At 70.1% G+C, this 17,020-nt stretch carries 16 protein-coding genes; 8 read left to right on the top strand and 8 right to left on the bottom strand.

Features of this window, described 5'->3' with window-relative positions; translation table 11 throughout:
• Window positions 1-112 precede the first annotated feature (112 nt).
• From AZOLI_RS21190 to AZOLI_RS21220, 7 genes are read left to right on the top strand one after another with little or no spacing between them, the layout of a single operon-like run.
• Window positions 113-1,246: an NAD(P)/FAD-dependent oxidoreductase gene (locus AZOLI_RS21190; RefSeq protein ID WP_014189190.1), complete on the top strand. Its 1,134-nt coding sequence runs from the start codon at window positions 113-115 to the stop codon at window positions 1,244-1,246.
• The gene (locus tag AZOLI_RS21195; RefSeq protein ID WP_014189191.1) at window positions 1,227-1,541 is read left to right on the top strand and encodes a (2Fe-2S)-binding protein; all 315 of its coding nucleotides are present in this window, start codon (window positions 1,227-1,229) and stop codon (window positions 1,539-1,541) included. The genes AZOLI_RS21190 and AZOLI_RS21195 overlap by 20 nt, the downstream gene beginning before the upstream one ends.
• Complete coding sequence (locus tag AZOLI_RS21200) at window positions 1,538-2,989, top strand: NAD(P)/FAD-dependent oxidoreductase (RefSeq protein WP_014189192.1); 1,452 nt, start codon at window positions 1,538-1,540, stop codon at window positions 2,987-2,989. The genes AZOLI_RS21195 and AZOLI_RS21200 overlap by 4 nt, the downstream gene beginning before the upstream one ends.
• A 13-nt stretch (window positions 2,990-3,002) precedes the next feature.
• On the top strand, window positions 3,003-4,130 hold the full coding sequence (locus tag AZOLI_RS21205; protein ID WP_014189193.1) for an NAD(P)/FAD-dependent oxidoreductase: 1,128 nt from the start codon (window positions 3,003-3,005) through the stop codon (window positions 4,128-4,130).
• 18 nt (window positions 4,131-4,148) lie between these two features.
• Window positions 4,149-4,496, top strand: coding sequence for a RidA family protein (locus AZOLI_RS21210; protein ID WP_044552372.1), 348 nt, complete (start codon window positions 4,149-4,151; stop codon window positions 4,494-4,496).
• Between the two features lie 33 nt (window positions 4,497-4,529).
• The gene (locus AZOLI_RS21215; RefSeq protein WP_014189195.1) at window positions 4,530-5,294 is read left to right on the top strand and encodes a transporter substrate-binding domain-containing protein; all 765 of its coding nucleotides are present in this window, start codon (window positions 4,530-4,532) and stop codon (window positions 5,292-5,294) included.
• Between the two features lie 29 nt (window positions 5,295-5,323).
• Window positions 5,324-5,671 carry a RidA family protein gene (locus AZOLI_RS21220; RefSeq protein ID WP_014189196.1) on the top strand — a complete coding sequence of 116 codons (348 nt, stop codon included), beginning with the start codon at window positions 5,324-5,326 and terminating at the stop codon, window positions 5,669-5,671.
• Window positions 5,672-5,851: 180 nt separating this feature from the next.
• On the opposite strand, the gene AZOLI_RS21225 is transcribed toward AZOLI_RS21220, so the two are convergent.
• From AZOLI_RS21225 to AZOLI_RS21260, 8 genes are all read right to left on the bottom strand, one after another.
• Window positions 5,852-8,167: a TonB-dependent hemoglobin/transferrin/lactoferrin family receptor gene (locus tag AZOLI_RS21225; RefSeq protein ID WP_014189197.1), complete on the bottom strand. Its 2,316-nt coding sequence runs from the start codon at window positions 8,165-8,167 to the stop codon at window positions 5,852-5,854.
• A gap of 182 nt (window positions 8,168-8,349) precedes the next feature.
• Entirely contained in the window at window positions 8,350-8,892 is a 543-nt protein-coding gene (hutX, locus tag AZOLI_RS21230) for a heme utilization cystosolic carrier protein HutX (RefSeq protein ID WP_014189198.1), read from the bottom strand.
• 109 nt (window positions 8,893-9,001) lie between these two features.
• The gene (locus AZOLI_RS21235) at window positions 9,002-10,447 is read right to left on the bottom strand and encodes a sensor histidine kinase (protein WP_014189199.1); all 1,446 of its coding nucleotides are present in this window, start codon (window positions 10,445-10,447) and stop codon (window positions 9,002-9,004) included.
• Window positions 10,434-11,105, bottom strand: coding sequence for a response regulator transcription factor (locus AZOLI_RS21240; RefSeq protein WP_014189200.1), 672 nt, complete (start codon window positions 11,103-11,105; stop codon window positions 10,434-10,436). Before AZOLI_RS21240 ends, AZOLI_RS21235 begins: the two co-directional genes overlap by 14 nt.
• A gap of 27 nt (window positions 11,106-11,132) precedes the next feature.
• Window positions 11,133-11,966, bottom strand: coding sequence for an ATP-binding cassette domain-containing protein (locus tag AZOLI_RS21245; protein ID WP_044552378.1), 834 nt, complete (start codon window positions 11,964-11,966; stop codon window positions 11,133-11,135).
• Window positions 11,967-11,977: 11 nt separating this feature from the next.
• Window positions 11,978-13,075, bottom strand: coding sequence for a FecCD family ABC transporter permease (locus AZOLI_RS21250; RefSeq protein ID WP_014189202.1), 1,098 nt, complete (start codon window positions 13,073-13,075; stop codon window positions 11,978-11,980).
• Window positions 13,072-13,968, bottom strand: a complete 897-nt coding sequence (locus tag AZOLI_RS21255) for a heme/hemin ABC transporter substrate-binding protein (RefSeq protein WP_244442600.1) — start codon at window positions 13,966-13,968, stop codon at window positions 13,072-13,074. The genes AZOLI_RS21250 and AZOLI_RS21255 overlap by 4 nt, the downstream gene beginning before the upstream one ends.
• 13 nt (window positions 13,969-13,981) lie before the next feature.
• On the bottom strand, window positions 13,982-14,941 hold the full coding sequence (locus AZOLI_RS21260; RefSeq protein WP_014189204.1) for a ChuX/HutX family heme-like substrate-binding protein: 960 nt from the start codon (window positions 14,939-14,941) through the stop codon (window positions 13,982-13,984).
• A 551-nt stretch (window positions 14,942-15,492) separates the two neighbouring features.
• On the opposite strand from AZOLI_RS21260, the gene AZOLI_RS21265 reads away from it, so the two are divergent.
• Window positions 15,493-17,013: an ABC transporter substrate-binding protein gene (locus AZOLI_RS21265; protein ID WP_014189205.1), complete on the top strand. Its 1,521-nt coding sequence runs from the start codon at window positions 15,493-15,495 to the stop codon at window positions 17,011-17,013.
• The last annotated feature ends 7 nt before the right edge of the window (window positions 17,014-17,020 follow it).

A 17,020-nucleotide genomic window follows, 5' to 3' on the forward strand; every position in this document is an offset into this window, starting at 1 on the left:
AAGTATTCGGCACCAAATGAGTGTGCCGGATTATTCGATGCGCGCCAAACGATAACGACGACAGCCGATGCGCACGGAAAATGGTGCGGCGCCGGCGGCGGGAGTGGAGACGATGACGCAGCCCAGTCGGGGCGGAGAATACGACGTCGCCGTGATCGGCGGCGGGCTGGTCGGATCGGCGCTGGCCTGGGGCCTCGCCCGGTCGGGCCAGAAGGTCGCCATGCTGGACGAGGGCGACATCGCCGTGCGCCCGTCGCGCGGCAACTTCGCCCTGGTCTGGGTGCAGGGCAAGGGTCTCGGCATGGCGGAGTATGCCGGCTGGACCAAGCAGTCCTCCGACGACTGGAGCGGCTTCGCCGACCTGCTGTACCAGCAGACCGGGCTGGACGTCGCCTACCGGCGCCCCGGCGGCTTCATGCCGATGCTGTCGGAGGAGGATCTGCAAGCCCGCGCCAACACCATGATGCGGCTGCACAACCAGCCGGACATGATCCCCTACCCCTACGAAGTGATGGACCGCGAGACGCTGCGCAAGGAGCTGCCCTTCATCGGGCCGGACGTGGTCGGCGGCACCTATTGCCCCTTGGACGGCCATTGCAACTCGCTGCGGCTGCTGCGCACCCTGCATACGGGCATCGGCATGCTGGGCGTCGATTACCGGCCCAACCACCGGGTCGAGAGCATCGAGCATCGCGACGGCGGCTTCCGCATGAGCACCGCCGGCGGCGAGGTGCGCGCCGGCAAGATCGTGCTGGCTGCCGGCCACGACAGCGCCCGGTTGGCGCCGATGGTCGGGCTGTCCGCCCCGGTCCGTCCGCAGCGCGGCCATGTCATCGTCACCGAGAAGACCGCCCCCTTCCTGCACCACCCCACCGCCTATGTCCGCCAGACCGACGAGGGCGGGGTGATGATCGGCGACAGCTTCGAGGAGGCCGGCTTCGACACCACGCTGCAGCCCGGCGTGTCGTCGGCCGTCGCGGAGCGCGCCATCCGCTTCTTCCCGCTGCTGGGCAAGCTGAACGTGGTGCGGAGCTGGGCGGCGCTGCGCGTGCTGACCCCGGACGGCTTCCCGATCTACGAGGAGTCGAAGACGGCGCCCGGCGCCTTCGTCGCCACCTGCCACAGCGGCGTCACCCTTGCCGCCAACCATGCGCTGACGCTGGCGCCGCTGATCGCGGCCGGCGGCCTCGGCGACCGATTTGCGCCCTTCAGCGCCCGGAGGTTCCATGTTCCGCAGGCTGCCTGAGATCGAAACCGCCATTGGGACCGCTGCCGAAGCGGTCGCCTTCACCATCGACGGCCGCCCGGCCAGTGCGCGGGCCGGAGACAGCGTTGCCGCCGCCCTGCTGGCGAACGGCGTCACCGCCTGCCGCAACACGCCGGTCAGCGGTGCGGCGCGCGGACCCTACTGCATGATGGGCGTCTGCTTCGACTGCCTCGTCACCATCGACGGCACCGGCAACCGCCAGGGCTGTCAGGTGCGCGTGGCGCCGGGCATGGCGGTGGAAACCCAGAACGGCAAGCGCGAGGTGGAGCGATGAGCGCCCAGGGGAGCAAGTTTGACTTCGACATCGCCGTCGTCGGCTCCGGTCCGGCCGGCCTCGCCGCTGCGGCGCTCGCCGCGTCCAAGGGCGCGTCGGTGGTGCTGCTCGACGAACAGACGGAACCGGGCGGCCAGATCTACCGCGCCGTCACCGAGACGCCGGTGCGCGACCGCAAGGTGCTCGGTCCCGACTATTGGCACGGCGCCGAGCTGCTGGGACCGCTGCGCGACAGCGGTGCCGCCCACTGGCCGGGTGCCACGGTGTGGAGCATCGCCCGCCCGCGCGAGGACGGGCCGGACGGGGAGCGCAGCATCCAGATCGGCCTGTCGCGCAACGGTGCGGCGGCGATGCTGACCGTGCGCCACGTCATCCTGGCGACCGGCGCGCTGGAACGGCCCTTCCCCATTCCCGGCTGGACCCTGCCGGGCGTGCTGGGCGCAGGTGCGGCGCAGGTGCTGCTGAAGACCTCCGGCCTCGTGCCGTCGGGCGCAACGGTGATGGCGGGCAGCGGGCCGCTGCTGTGGCTGCTGGCCTGGCAGTATCTGCAGGCCGGCGCGCGGATCGACGCCATCCTCGACACCACGCCAAAGCAGAACTGGCGCGCCGCCCTGCCGCTGCTGCCCGGTTTCCTGCGCTCGCCCTATTTGGCCAAGGGCATGAAGCTGATGCTGGAGGTGCGGCGCAAGCTGACCGTCATCGGCAATGTCACCGCGCTCCGCGCCGACGGTGACGGCGCACTCAAGAGCGTCACCTACACCCGCAACGGCACGGAGCACCGGCTGCCGGCCGACACGCTTCTGCTGCACCAGGGCGTCGTCCCCAACCTGAATCTCGCCAACGCCACCGGCTGCGCCCAGCGCTGGGACGAGCAGCAGCGCTGCTGGCGCCCGACCACCGACGAGTGGGGAGCCACCTCCGTCGAGGGCGTGTCGCTGGCCGGCGACGGTGCCGGCATCGGCGGCGCCCGCGCGGCGGAAGAAGCCGGACGGCTGGCGGCGCTCGACGCTCTGCACCGGCTGGGGCGCATCGGGCGGGAGCAGCGCGACCAGTCCGCCGCGCCGTTCCGCGCCGCACTCGACCGGGCGCTGACGGGGCGCGCCTTCCTCGACACGCTCTACACCCCGGCGGAGACGTTCCGCGTGCCGGCCGACGACACCATCGTCTGCCGCTGCGAGGAGATCACCGCCGGCGCGGTGCGCGAAGCGGTGCGGCTGGGCTGCTCCGGCCCCAACCAGGCCAAGAGTTTCCTGCGCTGCGGCATGGGGCCGTGCCAGGGCCGGCTCTGCGGCCCGACGGTGACCGAGGTCATCGCGGCGGAGCGCGGCGTCTCCCCGGCGGAGGTCGGCTATTACCGCCTGCGCCCGCCGGTGAAGCCGATCACGCTCGCCGAGCTGGCCGCCCTGCCGAAGACCGACGCCGACATCGACGCCGTGTTCAAGCACTGACCGGAGGCGCCCGATGACCGCAAGCGCCTCCTTCAAACCAGACGTCATCGTCATCGGCGGCGGGCTGCACGGCTGCTCCGCCGCGCTGCAGCTGTCGATGCGCGGCGTGCGCGTGCTGGTTCTGGAGAAGGACCATGTCGCCCGCCACGCCTCCGGCGTCAATGCGGGCGGCGTGCGCCAGCTCGGCCGCCATGTCGCGGAGGTGCCGCTGTCCGTCGCTTCCATGGCGTTGTGGCACGGCATCCGCGATCTGGTGGACGACGATTGCGGCTTCGAAAGCCATGGCCAGATCAAGGTGGCGGAGACCGAGGCCGAGCTGGAGACGGTGCGTGCCCGCGTCGCCGAACTCAACGCGCTGGGCTTCACCCACGAGGAGGTGATCGGGCAGGACGAGCTGCGGTCGCTGGTGCCGGCCATCGCCGATCATTGCGTCGGTGCGCTGGTGTCGCGCGGCGACGGGGCGGCAATCCCCTTCCGCACCACCTTCGCCTTCCGCCGCAAGGCCATCGCGCTGGGCGCCCGCTTTCAGGAGGGTGGCGCCGTGACGCGGCTGGCCCGCAAGGGCGGGCTGTGGAGCGTGGAAACGGCGGACGGCGGCCGGTTCGAGGCGCCGGTGGTGGTGAATGCCGCCGGGGCCTGGGCCGACCGCATCGCCGCGCAGGTGGGGGAGCCGGTGCCGCTGGAGGTCATCGCGCCGATGCTGATGATCACCGCCCGCGTCGCCCCCTTCATCAAGCCGGTGGTGGGTGCGACCGGCCGCACGCTGTCCTTCAAGCAGTTCCCCAACGGGACCGTGCTGATCGGCGGCGGGCTGCTGGGCCGGGCGGTGCGCGACGAGAACCGGACGGAGCTGGACTTCTCCCAGGTGTCGGTGAATGCCCGCACGGTGTGGGACCTGTTCCCCTCCATGCGCGGCGCCACCATCGTCCGCAGCTGGGCGGGAATCGAGGCACGCATGCCGGACCAGATCCCGGTGATCGGCCCCAGCGGCACCGAACCGGACCTCTACCATTCCTTCGGCTTCTCAGCGCACGGCTTCCAGCTCGGCCCCATCGTCGGGCGGATCACCGCCGACCTGATCACGGGCGGGGCCACCGACCTGCCCGTCGCCCCCTTCCGCATCGGCCGCTTCGCCGCCTGACCTTTGGAGCATCATCCCGTGACGATCCAGCGCTTCCACCCGACCCCGCGGCTCTGCGACATGGTCATCCACAAGGACACCGTCTATCTCGCCGGCCAGATCGTTGATGACGGATCAACCACCGTGGAGGCGCAGACCCGCGACGTGCTGCGCCAGATCGACGCCCTGCTGGCCGAGGCCGGGACGAGCAAGAGCAACATCCTGACCGCCACGGTCTATCTCGCTGACATCGCCACCTTCCCCGAGATGAACGCCGCCTGGGACGCCTGGGTCGACAAGGCCAATCCGCCGGCCCGCGCGACGGTGGAGGCCAAGCTGGCCGACCCGTCGATCCTGGTCGAGATCGTCGTCGTCGCGGGACTCTGACCCAATCAACCTTCGTCATTTCCGGAGCCTGCCATGAAGCGCCTCGTCACCGGCGTTGCCGCCCTCCTCTTGCTTGCGTCCGGCGGCATTGCCGCGGCGCAGGAGATCCGCATCGCCACCGAGGGCGCCTATCCGCCCTTCAACTTCACCCAGCCCGACGGCAAGGTGGCGGGGCTGGAGGTCGATCTTGCCAACGCGCTGTGCGAGCGGATGAAGCGGCCCTGCACCGTCATGGCGCAGGAATGGGACGGCATCATTCCGGGACTGCTGGCGAAGAAGTACGACGCCATCATGGCGACGATGAACATCACGCCGGAACGGGCGAAGGCCATCGGCTTCTCCACCCCCTACATGGTGGTGCCGGCCTATTTCGTGGCACCTGCCAAGTCCGCCATCGACGGCTCGCCCGCCAGCCTGCGCGGCAAGACCATCGGCGCCCAGGTCTCCACCACCCATTCCCGCTATGTCGAGAAGCATCTCGGCAGCGAGGCGACGCTGAAGACCTACGACACCGCCTCCAACCTGCTGGCCGATTTGAAGGCCGGGCGGATCGACGCCGCCATCACCACCGGCGCCACCGCGTCCGACTGGGTGAAGGGCGACGGCGGCAAGTCGGTCAAGCTGGTCGGCCAGCCGGTGATCGACGCCGAGGTGTTCGGCCCCGGCATCGGCGTCGGCCTGCGCAAGGAGGACGAGAGCCTGAAGCAGTCCTTCGACGAGGCGATCCGCGCGGTCGTGCAGGACGGCACCCTGGCCCGCATTGCCGCCCGCTACGTCGATTTTTCCATCACCCCCTGAGTTCTTTTAAAACCGAGGAGCAGTTCCCAGTGATCAAGCGCATCGAGAAGACCAAGATCATGCACCGCGTCGTCGTCAACAACGGCACGGCCTATCTCGGCGGCATCATCGCCGACGACGTCAGCGTCGGCATGGGCGGCCAGGTCACGCAGATCTGCGGCAAGCTCGACCAGGTGCTGGCGATGGCCGGCAGCGACAAGACCAAGCTGCTGTCCGCCCAGCTGTTCATCACCGACATGAGCCTGAAGAACGAGATGAACGAGGCATGGCTCGCCTGGCTCGACGGCAACGACCTGCCGGCCCGCGCCACCATCGGCGTCGCCGATCTCGGCGCGCCGGAGATCAAGATCGAGGTGGTCGTCACCGCCGCCGTCTGATTGCCGCATATAAGCCGTGACGCCCCGTGCCCGACGCGCGGGGCGTTGCTGTTTGAGGATTACCGTTTCGGTTCCGGGCGCTGCACCGCCGCCTCGCTACCGGCGGAACAGGCGGCGGCACCGTCAGGTGCCACCTGCGCCTGCTCCACCTGCGAAGCGCCACCCTGCCTCTGGGTCACATCACCATTTGACGGTGGCGTGGACCAGGAAGGAGCGCCCGGCCTCCAGGTAGCGGCGGCGGTCGGCGGAGGTCTCGGCGACGCTCACCACGTTGATGTAGTTGTAGTATTCCTGGTTGAACAGGTTCTTGACCGAGGCGCCGAGCGACAAATGGTCGGTCGGGTTCAGGTAGGCCGACAGGTCGACCGTGGTGTAGGAAGGGGCCTTGAGGTAGGTGGAGCTGCTGACGTCGTCGGCCTTCTTGGCGAAGGCGTGGGTGGTGACGACCTCCGCCCCCCAGAAATTGTCCGGCGCGGTGTAGGACAGGCCGGCGTTCACGGTCAGCGGCGCCACCTCGTCGATGGCGGTCTTGGCGTCGAGGTCGAAGCCGCGGGCGAAGGCCGCCGCGCCGAACAGCGACCAGCCCGGCCGGAAGCGCCATTCGCCCTTGCCCTCGACGCCGAAGATCTCGACCTTCGAGATGTTTTGCGACTGGTAGCGCAGCAGGCCGGCGCTGCTGCGGCCGACCGCCCGCTGGGCGATGAAGTTGCTGTAGCGGTTGTAGTAGCTGGAAACCTGGAAGCTGGAGCCGTCGGCGTATTTGGCGCGGAAGCCGGCCTCGACCCCGTTGCTGGTCTCCGGCTTCAGGCTGGCATTGGGCAGCACCTCGTAGCCATAGGTCGGGTTGGAGAAGCCGAGGTTGGCGTCGTCATAGGGCGGCGCGCGGAAGCCGTGGGCATACTGGCCGAACAGCGAATATTCGCGGGTCAGCTCGTAGGTGGCGCCGAACTTGGGCGACAGCGCCAGCTTGTCCAGCTTCGACGGGGTGGAGGACGGGTTGGAGGCGAGATAGGCCGCGTCCAGTTCCGGGTTCATCCGGTAATAGTCGAGGCGCAGGGCCGGCACCAGACGCAGCCGGTCGATGGTGATCTCGTCCTGCAGATAGCCGCCCAGCATCAGCGTGCTGGTGTTGGGGAAGGTGCGGCTGGGATAGGTGTCGCCGTTGTAGCTCTTGGCGGAGGCGCCGGTCGCCGTGTTGGTCAGCGTCACGTCGCGCATGCGCTCCGTGCGGATGTGATCGACGCTGAAGCCGTAGGAGAGGCGGTTGGGCAGCCCGAACCAGCTGGTGTCGGTGCGCATGTTGACCGCGCCGCCGAAGATGCGCTGTTCGGATTCGTTGTTGGTCTCTTCGCGCAGGGTGGAGCGCGCCGGGAACAGCGTGTTGGTGGAGGTGGCGACGCCGGCGGTGCGGGTGCGGTTTTCCTGATGGTCGTAGCCGGTGGCGTAGAGCCGCCAGTCGATATGGTCGATGAAGCCGATGGGGGCGTCGTGCGAATGCTCCAGCCCGATGCGCCAGCGCGTCGCCTCGTCGTCGCTGACGGAATCGGCGACGGTGCCGCGGGTGGTGCGCGACGGGACGGTCGAGAAGATGTAGCTGGCGGCGGCGCCGACGTCGTTGCGCAGGGTGGTGTCGGTGTCGCGGTGGAAATACTCGCCGGTCAGCGTCACCTTGTCGGGACCGCGTTCCCACACCAGCTTGGCGAGGCCGTTGTTGACCTGATAGTCCTGCGGGTTGCGGAAGCTCTTGTCCTTGGACTTGTACTCCTCACCGTCGCGGCGGGTGAAGATGCCGAGAAGCGAGAACTCGCCCGCGCGCATCGCCGCGGTGCCGGTTTCGGAGATGGAACTGTCGACGCTGTCGTAGGCCCCCTTCAGCGAGGCGTAGAAATCCTTGCCGGGATAGAGGTAGTCGGCCGGATCCTTTGTGACGTAGCCGACGACGCCGCCCAGCGCGTCAGACCCGTAGAGGGCGGAGGACGGGCCGCGCACGATCTCCACCTGCTTGAGGGAATCGAGATCCACCGCGTCGCGGCTGTAGCCGGCGGACGGCCCGGCCGATTTCGGCGTTTCCGGCAGGCGGGTGCCGTCGATCAGCATCAGGACCCGGTTGTCGGTGATGCCGCGGATGGCGAAGCCGCCGGCACCGGCGCGGGCGGGCGAATTGCTGACCGTCACACCCGGCTCGTAGCGGGTCAAATCCTGCAGGCGGTGCAGGCCGCGCGTCTCGATCTGCTCCTCCCCGATCACGGAGATGGTGGAGGTCGCCTCGTCCAGCCGCCGCTCCCCGCGCTCGCCATAGACGGTCACCGCGTCGAGCACGGTCGTCGGCTGGCCCGCCTGTGGGGCCGCCGCCGTTTGCGTCGCGGTTTGGCCTGCGGTTTGGGCGAGCGCCGCGCCGGCGCCGGCCAGGGTCAGCGCCGACACCGACAGCCACAGCGCCCGGCGCAGCCGTCCAGGCCCTGCGATCCGCCGCGGAATGCTGGGGGTTGCGGTCATCTCTGTCTCTCCTCGCTCTTTTTGGGGTCACGCCGGACCCGGCCGGCACGGTGATGTCAGTTTTGCTATTGATTATTATTCGCAACCGATAGGCGCAGAACGGCCGAAATTGCTTTTTCGGCCGTCATCCCCGCGAAGGCGGGGATGACGGCCGAGGGAGGTCCACAATCACTCAGAAGCTCTCATGCCACTGACACGCAGAGCAGGTCGCGCAAGGACAGGAAGCGGTCCACCTGATCGGGCAGAAGCTGGCGCTTTTCGTCGCGGCCGACGAAGATCTTGAACATCGCCTCTCCGTCGCCGTTGAAGAAGATCACGGCGCAGCTGTCGCCGCTGCCCATGAAGGGACGACGGACGAAGGCGAGGTCGGCGCAGCGGTCCAGGCGGATATGGCCGCCGATCGGGCTGCCGCCGGCCAGATTGTAGAAGCCGCGCCCGAACTGGCCGAGCGGCAGCGGCCCCTTGCATTCCAGGACCAGATCGGCGCTGTGAACCAGGAAGGTGATCGGCCCCCAGCCGGCGATGTCGGTCATCGCCGCTTCCGCCGCCGAACCGGGGGCGAAGCCGCGCATGGCCGCCGGCAGGCAGTCGACGACGGCGCGCAGGCTGACGCCGGTCTCCGCCGCCACCGCCTCCAGCACCCCGCCGGGTTCGGCAAGAAGCCGTGCGCGCAGGGACTCCAATGCTGCATCCTGGCTGGCGGCGGGGGTGTGCTGTGCGGTCATGGCGGGTTCCGAATCGGCAGGACGGTGGGGGACAGGCATCTGTCCGGTGATATTTATGAGAATAATTCGCAGTCGCGTTCAGGCTCAACCGCGCTTCCCTTAACGCCGCTTAATGTGGCGGGGCCGTCCGGTCCATCTGGGCATGGCGGCCGAGCCGGAGGGTGACGCGGAGCCCCGGCGCATTGTCGTCCAGCAGCAGCCCGCCGCCATGCAGCGTGGCGATGGCGCCGACGATGGACAGGCCGAGCCCATAGCCCGGCACCCCGTCCTGCGGGTTGAGCCGGAAGAAGCGCTGGACCGCCAGCGCCCGCTGGCCGGGGGCGAGGCCCGGTCCGCGGTCGGCGACGCACAGCTCCTCCCAACCGTCGCGGATGCCGGCCGACAGCCGGATCTCCCGGCCTTGGGGCGCATATTTCAAGGCATTGTCCACGAGGTTGGCGACGGCCTGGAACAGCAGGCTGCGGTCGCCGCGGATGCGCAGCCCCGGCTCGACCGCGACGGACAGCGCGACGCCGGCGTCGTCGGCCAGCGGCAGGTAGGATTCGCGGATCTCCTCCAGCAACGCTTCGGCGTCCAGCGGCTCCATGCTCAGGCTGCAGCGGGCGGTTTCGATCTCGCCCAACCGCATGATGGCGCGGAACAGCTGCTGGATGCGCAGCGTCTCCTCGATGCCGTCCTCCAGCGCGCGGCGGATCTCGGGGTCGGCGCAGTCCTCGGCGATGCCGGCCAGCCGGTTGTGCAGGTGGGTCAGCGGCGTGCGCAGCTCGTGCGCGATGCTGCTGGAGACGCTCGACACCTCCTCCACCAGCCGGTTGACGCGGTCGAGCGTGCGGTTGATCTCGCGGCCGAGGCCGGCGAACTCATCGTCGGTGCGGCCGATGTCGATCCGGCGGTTGCGGTCGCCCCCGGCATAGGCGGCGAGCGCCTCGCTCATCGCGCCGACCCGGCGCAGCGTGCCGGAACTGAAATAGACGCCGAAGGTCAGGCTGGTCAGCAGGAACAGCAGCACGCCGACGCCGGCCGCCAGCGGCACCGCCCGCATCTGGCTCAGCATCGGCTGGATGTCGTAGGCGTTGATGAAGCGGCCGCCGTCGGGCAGCGCCACCACCAGCGCCTGCATCTTCCAGCCGTCGGTGGCGTCCTTGCCCCGGCGTTCGACCAGCCCGGTCGGGCAGGAGGCAAGACGGGCGGGGTCGCAGTTCAGCGCGTCCAGCAGCCGCGCCGCCGTCGCGTCGTCGCCGTAGAGCAGACGTCCCGACGCATCCAGAACCAGCCGCTTGCGCGCCGTCTCCGTTTCGAACATCTCGCGGCGGCGCAGGTCGGCGGCCAGATCGGGGGCGTCGTCGAAGCGGCCGAGCTGACGCTGGGTCGCGGTGTCGCGTTCCAACAGCTCGACCACATGGTCCTGGACCAGATCGGTCAGCAGGCTGCGGCTCCACAGCACCGCGCCGGAGGTGACGACGACGAAGACGGCGCCGATGGTCATGGTCTGGCGGAAGCTGCGGGTGTCCAGCAGCGGGCGGATGCGGGCGGGAAGCCGCTCAACCAAGCGCATAGCCGATCGCCCGCACGGTGCGCAGCAGGGGCGGATCGAAGTCCTTGTCGATCTTGCTGCGCAGCTTGAAGACATGCACCTCCACCAGATTGGTCGGCGGGTTGAAGCCGTAGCCCCAGGCCTTTTCCAGCAGCATGGTCCGGGTCACCGTCTGGCCGGGATTGCTCATCAGGATGTGCAGCAGGCGGAATTCCTTGTCGGTCAGTTCGATGGGCACCCCCTGCCGCGTCACCCGCCGCTGGGCCACGTCCATCACCAGATCGCCGACGGTCAGCAGGTCGCCGGGAGCCGCCATCGCCTGCCCATGGCGGCGGGACAGATGCTCCAGCCGCACCAGCAGCTCGGCGAAGTCGAAGGGCTTGCCCAGGTAATCGTCGGCCCCAGCGCGCAGCCCGGCCACCCGGTCGGAGGTCTCGTCCAGCGCCGACAGCACGAGAACCGGCGGATGGCGCGTGCCGTTCAGCCGCTTCAGCACCTCCATCCCGTCGAGCTTCGGCAGCATGCGGTCGAGCACGACGACGTCGAACGCCTCTTCCGCCAGCAGGCGCAGCGCCTCCTCGCCGTCGCCGGAGAAGCGGCAGGAATGGCCGGAGCCGTTGAGCTTGGCCCCGATCCAGTAGCTGACAGCCGCATCGTCCTCGACGACCAGAACGCGCAACGCCTCCTCCTTTCATAAGAAATGATATTAATAATCAGTCGCGATTGTGCCGTCCAGCCCGGATGGCGGCTGCCCTGTCGTAGCGAAGACGGCCCCCTGCCCGTCCGGGGCCGGCATCCGGACGAAGCGGGTGGCGAAGACCCGTTCCAGCACCGGCACCGGCAGGGCGGACATCGGGCCGCTCCAGGCCTCCCGCCCATCCGCCAGCACCAGCGCGTCGTCGCAATAGCGGGCGGCCAGCGTCATGTCGTGCAGCACCACGGCGCAGGCGCCGCCGGTCCGCTCCATCCAGGCCCGCGCCGCCCGCAGCAGGTGATGCTGGTGCGCCGGATCCAGGCTGGCGGTCGGCTCGTCGAGCAGCAGGCAGGGGAAGCCGTCCGCTCCGTCGCGGTGGAGCGCTCCGGCGGCGAGCTGCGCGAGTGCGCGGGCGAAGGCAACGCGCTGGCTTTCGCCGCCCGACAGCTGGGGCAGCAGGCGGTCGCGCAAACCCTCGGCATCGGCGGCCCGCAGGCTGTCGGCGATCAGCCGCCGCCGGTCGGCGGCAGAACAGGGTGCGGTTTCGACTGCCAGCATGATCGCCTCCTCCACCGAGAAGGCGAAACCGGCGGCGGGATGCTGGCCGACCAGCGCCCGGCGGTGGGCGAGAAGCCGCGGCGGCAGTTCGCGCAGATCCCGGCCGTCGAGGCGGACAGCGCCGCCGGTCGGACGGCGTTCGCCCGACAGCAGGGCCAGCAGGGTCGATTTGCCGGCACCGTTGGGGCCGAGAATCGCCAGCAGCCGGCCGGGAACCAGATGGACGGTCACGCCATCGACCAGCCGGCGGCCGCCCACGGCAAAGGACACTTGATCGGCTTGCAGCAAGATGGGGTTCCTCACCCGAACGAACGTCCGCCGCGGGCGCGCAGCAGCCACAGGAAGACGGGCGCGCCGACGGCGCCGAGCAGCAGCCCGACCGGCACGTCGGCCGGGGCGGCGATGCTGCGGGCGGTGGTGTCGGCCAGGACCAGCAGGGTCGCCGCCGCCAGGGCGGTCGCCGGCAGCAGCCGGCGGTGGACCGGCCCCAGCCACAGCCGGATCATGTGCGGAACCACCAGCCCGACGAAGCCGATCAGGCCGGAGACGGCGACCGCCGCCCCCACCCCCAGCGCCACCAGCAGGACGGTGCGCACGGCGAAACGGTGCGGCTCCAGACCGAGAAGGAAGGCGTCGCGCTCGCCCAGCGCATAGAGGTCGAGCCGGCGGGCGTTGGCGAGCAGCCCGGCGGTTGCCGCCAGCATCAGGACCAGAGCCGGGCCGATGTGAGTCCAGGCGGCGCCGCCGAAACCGCCCATCATCCAGAAGGTCATCTGCCGCAACGCCTGATCGTCGCCCAGATAGCTGCACAGGCCGATGCCGGCGGCGCCCAGCGCATTGACGGCGATGCCGGCCAGCAGCATGTCGGTGGCGGAGCAGCGCCCGTCGCGCCGCGCCAACGCCAGGATCAGGATCGTCGCCACCAGCGCACCCAGGAAGGCGGTCGCCGGCAGCAGGGTGGACAGCGACAGCCCGCTGCGCGACAGCCCCAGCCCGGCAACCCCCAGCATCATGGTGACCGACCCGGCGAACGCCGCACCGCTCGATACGCCGACCAGACCGGGATCGGCCAGCGGATTGCGGAAGATCGCCTGCAGCGAGGCACCGGCGACGCCCAGCGTGACGCCGACCGCCGCCGCCAGCACGATGCGCGGCAGGCGCAGGGTGTAGAGGACGGCGGCGTCGCGGGCGCCCAGCGGCTCGCCCGGCAGGCCGATTGCCTGCGCCAGATGCAACAGCACCCGGTCCAGCGGCAGGGCGATGCTGCCGGTCGACAGGGCGATCAGGACCGCAACCGTCAGCGCGGCGCCCAGCAGCCCAAGCGCGGGGCCGAGGCGGGGGCGGCGGCTGGACGGCATGGCGGCGGCGATGGACATGCCGGTGCTGCCGATGCTCATGGCCCGCCCTTCCCGGTTTGGGCGCGCAGCAGCGCCTCGACCGCTTCCGGCGTGCGCGGACCCAGCCCGACCAGAAGCGCGCCGTCGATCTGGACGACGCGGCGGTCGCGCGCCGCCGGGGTCATCGCCAGCTGCGGCAGGGAGAGCAGGCCGTCGAGCCCGCCCGACCGCTCCACCAGCGCGCGGCTGACCAGCAGGATCTGCGGCTCGGCGGCCAGGGCGGCTTCGGCCGACAATGGCGGGAAGTCGCGGTCGCTGTCGATGGCGTTGCGCCCGCCGGCCAGCGCGATCAGGGCATCCGGCACGGTGCCGCGCCCGGCCGCCATCATGCCGCCGGGACCGCCGCCGACCAGACAGAGGATGCGCGCACCCGCCTTGCCGGAACCGGCGGCCTGCTGCGCCTCGGCCGACAGGGCGGACAGCCGGCCGGTCAGTTCGGCGGCGAGGCGCCGGCCCTCCTCCTCACGGCCCAGGGCGCGGGCGACGGCGGCGATCTTGGCGCTCAGCCCGGCCGGGTTGGAGACTTCCGGCACCATCTCCACCGTCACGCCCATGGCGCGCAGCTGGTCGAAGGCGGTCTGCGGCCCGGCCCCCTCGACCGCCAGCACATGGGTGGGGGCGAGCGACATCAGCCCCTCCGCCGACAGGGTGCGCATATAGCCGACATCGGGCTTCGCCGCGGCGGCAGCCGGCTGGCGGCTGACCGTGTCGCGCCCGACCACCGCATCGCCGGCCCCGAGTGCGAAGGCAAGCTCCGTCACCGGCGCTCCGATGGTGACGAGGCGCATCTTCGCCGCCCCCTCTGCTGCCTCGGCGGCATGCGCCGTCAGGCAGGCGGCGATGCCGAGGGCGAGGGCGGCCAGCAGACGGCGGGGGAATGCGCGCATCATCATGGGCTCCCGCATCTCAGGCGACGCCCGGCAGATCGGGCATCGACCGGGCCAGCGCGCGCCATTCCGTCCGTTCCGGCTTGTCCTCGTCGCGCTGGCCGCACAGGATGGCGCAGTTCTCCCCTTGCGCGTTGTAGAGCTCGACGGTGGTGATGCCGCCCTTGTCGGTCGGCTTGAACACCACCCAGGCGCTGGACAGGCGCGCCATGTCGCAGTGCAGGCGGAAGGCGGGATCGTCGATGCCGAGCACGGCCCCGTCCGTCCGCAGCGTGGCAATGGTGCCGGTGTGGATCTGGATGCAGCCGGCATTGCCGACGAAGATCATGATCTCCATCCGGTCGTCGCGGGCGGATTGGAGCAGGCCGGTCACAGCCGCCAGCGGGATTTCGCGGGCGAACTCGCCGCCCGCCAGCCGCATGGCGTCGAGGCGGGCGACGCCGAACCGCTTCAGCATCCCATGGAACTCGTGGACGTCGGCCATCGCCGCCCAGGCGGCGCGCAGACCGGCGACGTCGATGTCGGCCGGAACGGTGGCGACCGTCTGGACCGGCGCTTCACCGCCGTCGAGGTCGGCGACCATTTCGCCATCCGCCCGGTGCTCGTCCAGGAAGGAATTCCAGGCCGCGGCATCGGTGTCGGCCGTGCGATGGATGGCGTGGACCGGCTGCCCGGCGGCGTTGCTGACCAGAATCGCGCCGGCGGCCGGATCGTAGACGGTCAGACGCCAGTGGCGGGGGAAGATCCGCAGATCGACGTCGCGGTTCAGCACGATGATGGCGTGGCCGTTGCCGGACACATTGCCGAAACGGCCGATCTTCTCATGGGTGATGGCGCTGTTGGCGGTGACGACCCGGACCGGACCGAGAGCGTCCAGCCGCGGCAGGGCAACCGGCCAGTCCACCCCGAGGCGCAGGAGGCCGGTCGCGCCGGCGGTGACGGTGGGCCCCTCGATGGAAGGCAGGGAGGTGTCGGGCATCGGGAGAATCCTCGGGAATGGCTGGCGTTGCGCCGGGTGGTGACGTTTCCCAGATGATTATGATAGTCATTATCAATGACAAGGCGGGGTTCATTAACCCGCATTAATTCCGGCTTGGTGGGGAACGGGGGGCCTACGGCTTGTACAGTTCTCGCACTTGCAACATGTGCCCGCAGCTTCGTGCTGAGCAAAGCCCCTCTCCCCTTGCGGGAGAGGGGTTGGGGTGAGGGGTTGCAAGCTTGGTTTCCTCCGGCCTTCGGCCGGCAGCACCCCTCATCCCAACCCTTCTCCCGCAAGGGGAGAAGGGCTACCAGCGATCAAAGGTCGTGAGTTTTCGCAAATGCGAGTTAACCGGTCACCAGCCATGGCCATCATCACAGCCAGTCGCCACTCTGCCGATTTCGGAATGCAAGCCGTTCGCAACCGGGCTATATGTCACGTTATAACATTACTATAAGCCCCTGATCGGTTGAGACGGCGGCTGAACGTCGTCTCCGGCCAACCAGTTGAAGGACCAAGGAATCGTGTCAGGACACGCTATTTGCCGCCGAATGCTCGGCGCACTCGGCATCGGCGCCGTCGCGGCTTTCGCGCTGGCGCCAAGCGCCGTTTCCGCTCAGGACCGCACCCTGAGCATCGTGGCGCCGTGGGAGATCGGCAGCACCGATCCGTCGAAGGCCGGCTTTGTCTTCACCCGCCTGGAGGTGGCCGAGACGCTGCTCGACGCCGACGACGCCGGCCAGCCCCGCCCGGCCCTGGCGGCATCCTGGACCGTTTCGGAGGACCGGCTGAGCTGGCGTTTCCGCCTGCGCGACGGCGTGCGCTTCCATGACGGCACGCCCATGACCGCCGAGGCGGCGGTGGCGAGCCTGCGCCTTGCGCTGGGCAAGCCCGGTCCGCTCAAGCAGGCGCCGGTCGCCGCCATCGACGCGGACGGCGGGGAGATCGTCATCCGTCTCAGCGAGCCCTTCGGACCGCTGCCGGCCACCCTCGCCCACAGCTCCACCCAGATCCTGGCCCCGGCCTCCTACGCGGAGAACGGACAGGCGACGCAGGTGATCGGCACCGGACCCTACCGCATCGAACGGCTGGAGCCGCCGCAGCGCCTCGTCGCCGCCCGCTTCGCCGATTATTGGGGGACCAAGCCGGCGGTGGAGCGCATCGGCTTCCTGGCCGCCGGGCGGGGCGAGACCCGCGCGCTGATGGCGGAGAGCGGCGACGCCGACATCGTCTTCACCCTCGACCCGGCCAGCCAGAAGCGGCTGCGCGGCAACCGCAAGCTCCAGGTCCATGCGGTGCCGATCCCGCGCACCGTGACGCTGAAGGTGAATGCCGGGCACCCGTTCCTGCAGGACGTCCGCGCGCGGGAGGCGCTGAGCCTGACCATCGACCGCGCCGGCATCGCCGCCGCCATCCTGCGCACGCCCGACGCCGCCGCCGGACAGCTGCTGCCGCCGAGCCTGCCGGACTGGCATGTCGCAGGGTTGCCGCCGCTGGGCCGCGACGTTGGGCGGGCGTCGGCGCTGCTGGCCGAATTGGGCTGGACCAAGGGGGCCGACGGCATTCTGGAGCGCGGCGGCCAGCCCTTCCGCCTGACCCTGCGCACCTTCTCCGACCGGCCGGAGCTGCCGCTGATCGCCACCGCCATCCAGGATCAGGCGCGCGCCGCCGGCATCGACCTGCGCGTCGCCATCGGCAATTCCAGCGACATCCCGGCGGGCCACCGCGACGGAACGCTGGAGCTGGCCCTGATGGCGCGCAACTTCGCCCTCATCCCCGACCCGCTGGCGACTCTGCTGGAGGATTTCGGAGCGGCGGGCGGCGATTGGGGCGCCATGGGCTGGACCGAGCCGCGCATGGAGGCGGTGCTGGCCGAACTGCGCAACACCACCGACCCGGCGCGCCGGTCGGATCTGCGCCGGCAGGCCGCCTCGCTGCTGCAGGCCGGGCTGCCGGTGATCCCGGTCGCCTGGTATCAGCAGACCGCCGCCGTGTCCAAGCGCGTCGAAGGCTTCACCATCGACCCGTTCGAGCGCAGCTACCGCCTCTCCCGCCTGCGGTGGGCGCCGTGAGGGGAGC

Source organism: Azospirillum lipoferum 4B (assembly GCF_000283655.1).
Lineage (GTDB): Bacteria > Pseudomonadota > Alphaproteobacteria > Azospirillales > Azospirillaceae > Azospirillum > Azospirillum lipoferum_C.

What these genes read in the sequence shown, in the direction of transcription:
- AZOLI_RS21265 (WP_014189205.1), top strand. Translation starts at nt 15,493, where the DNA reads ATGCTCGGCGCACTCGGCATCGGCGCCGTCGCGGCTTTCGCGCTGGCG.
- AZOLI_RS21225 (WP_014189197.1), bottom strand. Translation starts at nt 8,167, where the DNA reads ATGACCGCAACCCCCAGCATTCCGCGGCGGATCGCAGGGCCTGGACGG.
- AZOLI_RS21205 (WP_014189193.1), top strand. Translation starts at nt 3,003, where the DNA reads ATGACCGCAAGCGCCTCCTTCAAACCAGACGTCATCGTCATCGGCGGC.
- AZOLI_RS21235 (WP_014189199.1), bottom strand. Translation starts at nt 10,447, where the DNA reads ATGCGCTTGGTTGAGCGGCTTCCCGCCCGCATCCGCCCGCTGCTGGAC.
- AZOLI_RS21250 (WP_014189202.1), bottom strand. Translation starts at nt 13,075, where the DNA reads ATGAGCATCGGCAGCACCGGCATGTCCATCGCCGCCGCCATGCCGTCC.
- hutX (WP_014189198.1), bottom strand. Translation starts at nt 8,892, where the DNA reads ATGACCGCACAGCACACCCCCGCCGCCAGCCAGGATGCAGCATTGGAG.
- AZOLI_RS21255 (WP_244442600.1), bottom strand. Translation starts at nt 13,968, where the DNA reads ATGATGATGCGCGCATTCCCCCGCCGTCTGCTGGCCGCCCTCGCCCTC.
- AZOLI_RS21215 (WP_014189195.1), top strand. Translation starts at nt 4,530, where the DNA reads ATGAAGCGCCTCGTCACCGGCGTTGCCGCCCTCCTCTTGCTTGCGTCC.
- AZOLI_RS21260 (WP_014189204.1), bottom strand. Translation starts at nt 14,941, where the DNA reads ATGCCCGACACCTCCCTGCCTTCCATCGAGGGGCCCACCGTCACCGCC.
- AZOLI_RS21190 (WP_014189190.1), top strand. Translation starts at nt 113, where the DNA reads ATGACGCAGCCCAGTCGGGGCGGAGAATACGACGTCGCCGTGATCGGC.
- AZOLI_RS21195 (WP_014189191.1), top strand. Translation starts at nt 1,227, where the DNA reads ATGTTCCGCAGGCTGCCTGAGATCGAAACCGCCATTGGGACCGCTGCC.
- AZOLI_RS21200 (WP_014189192.1), top strand. Translation starts at nt 1,538, where the DNA reads ATGAGCGCCCAGGGGAGCAAGTTTGACTTCGACATCGCCGTCGTCGGC.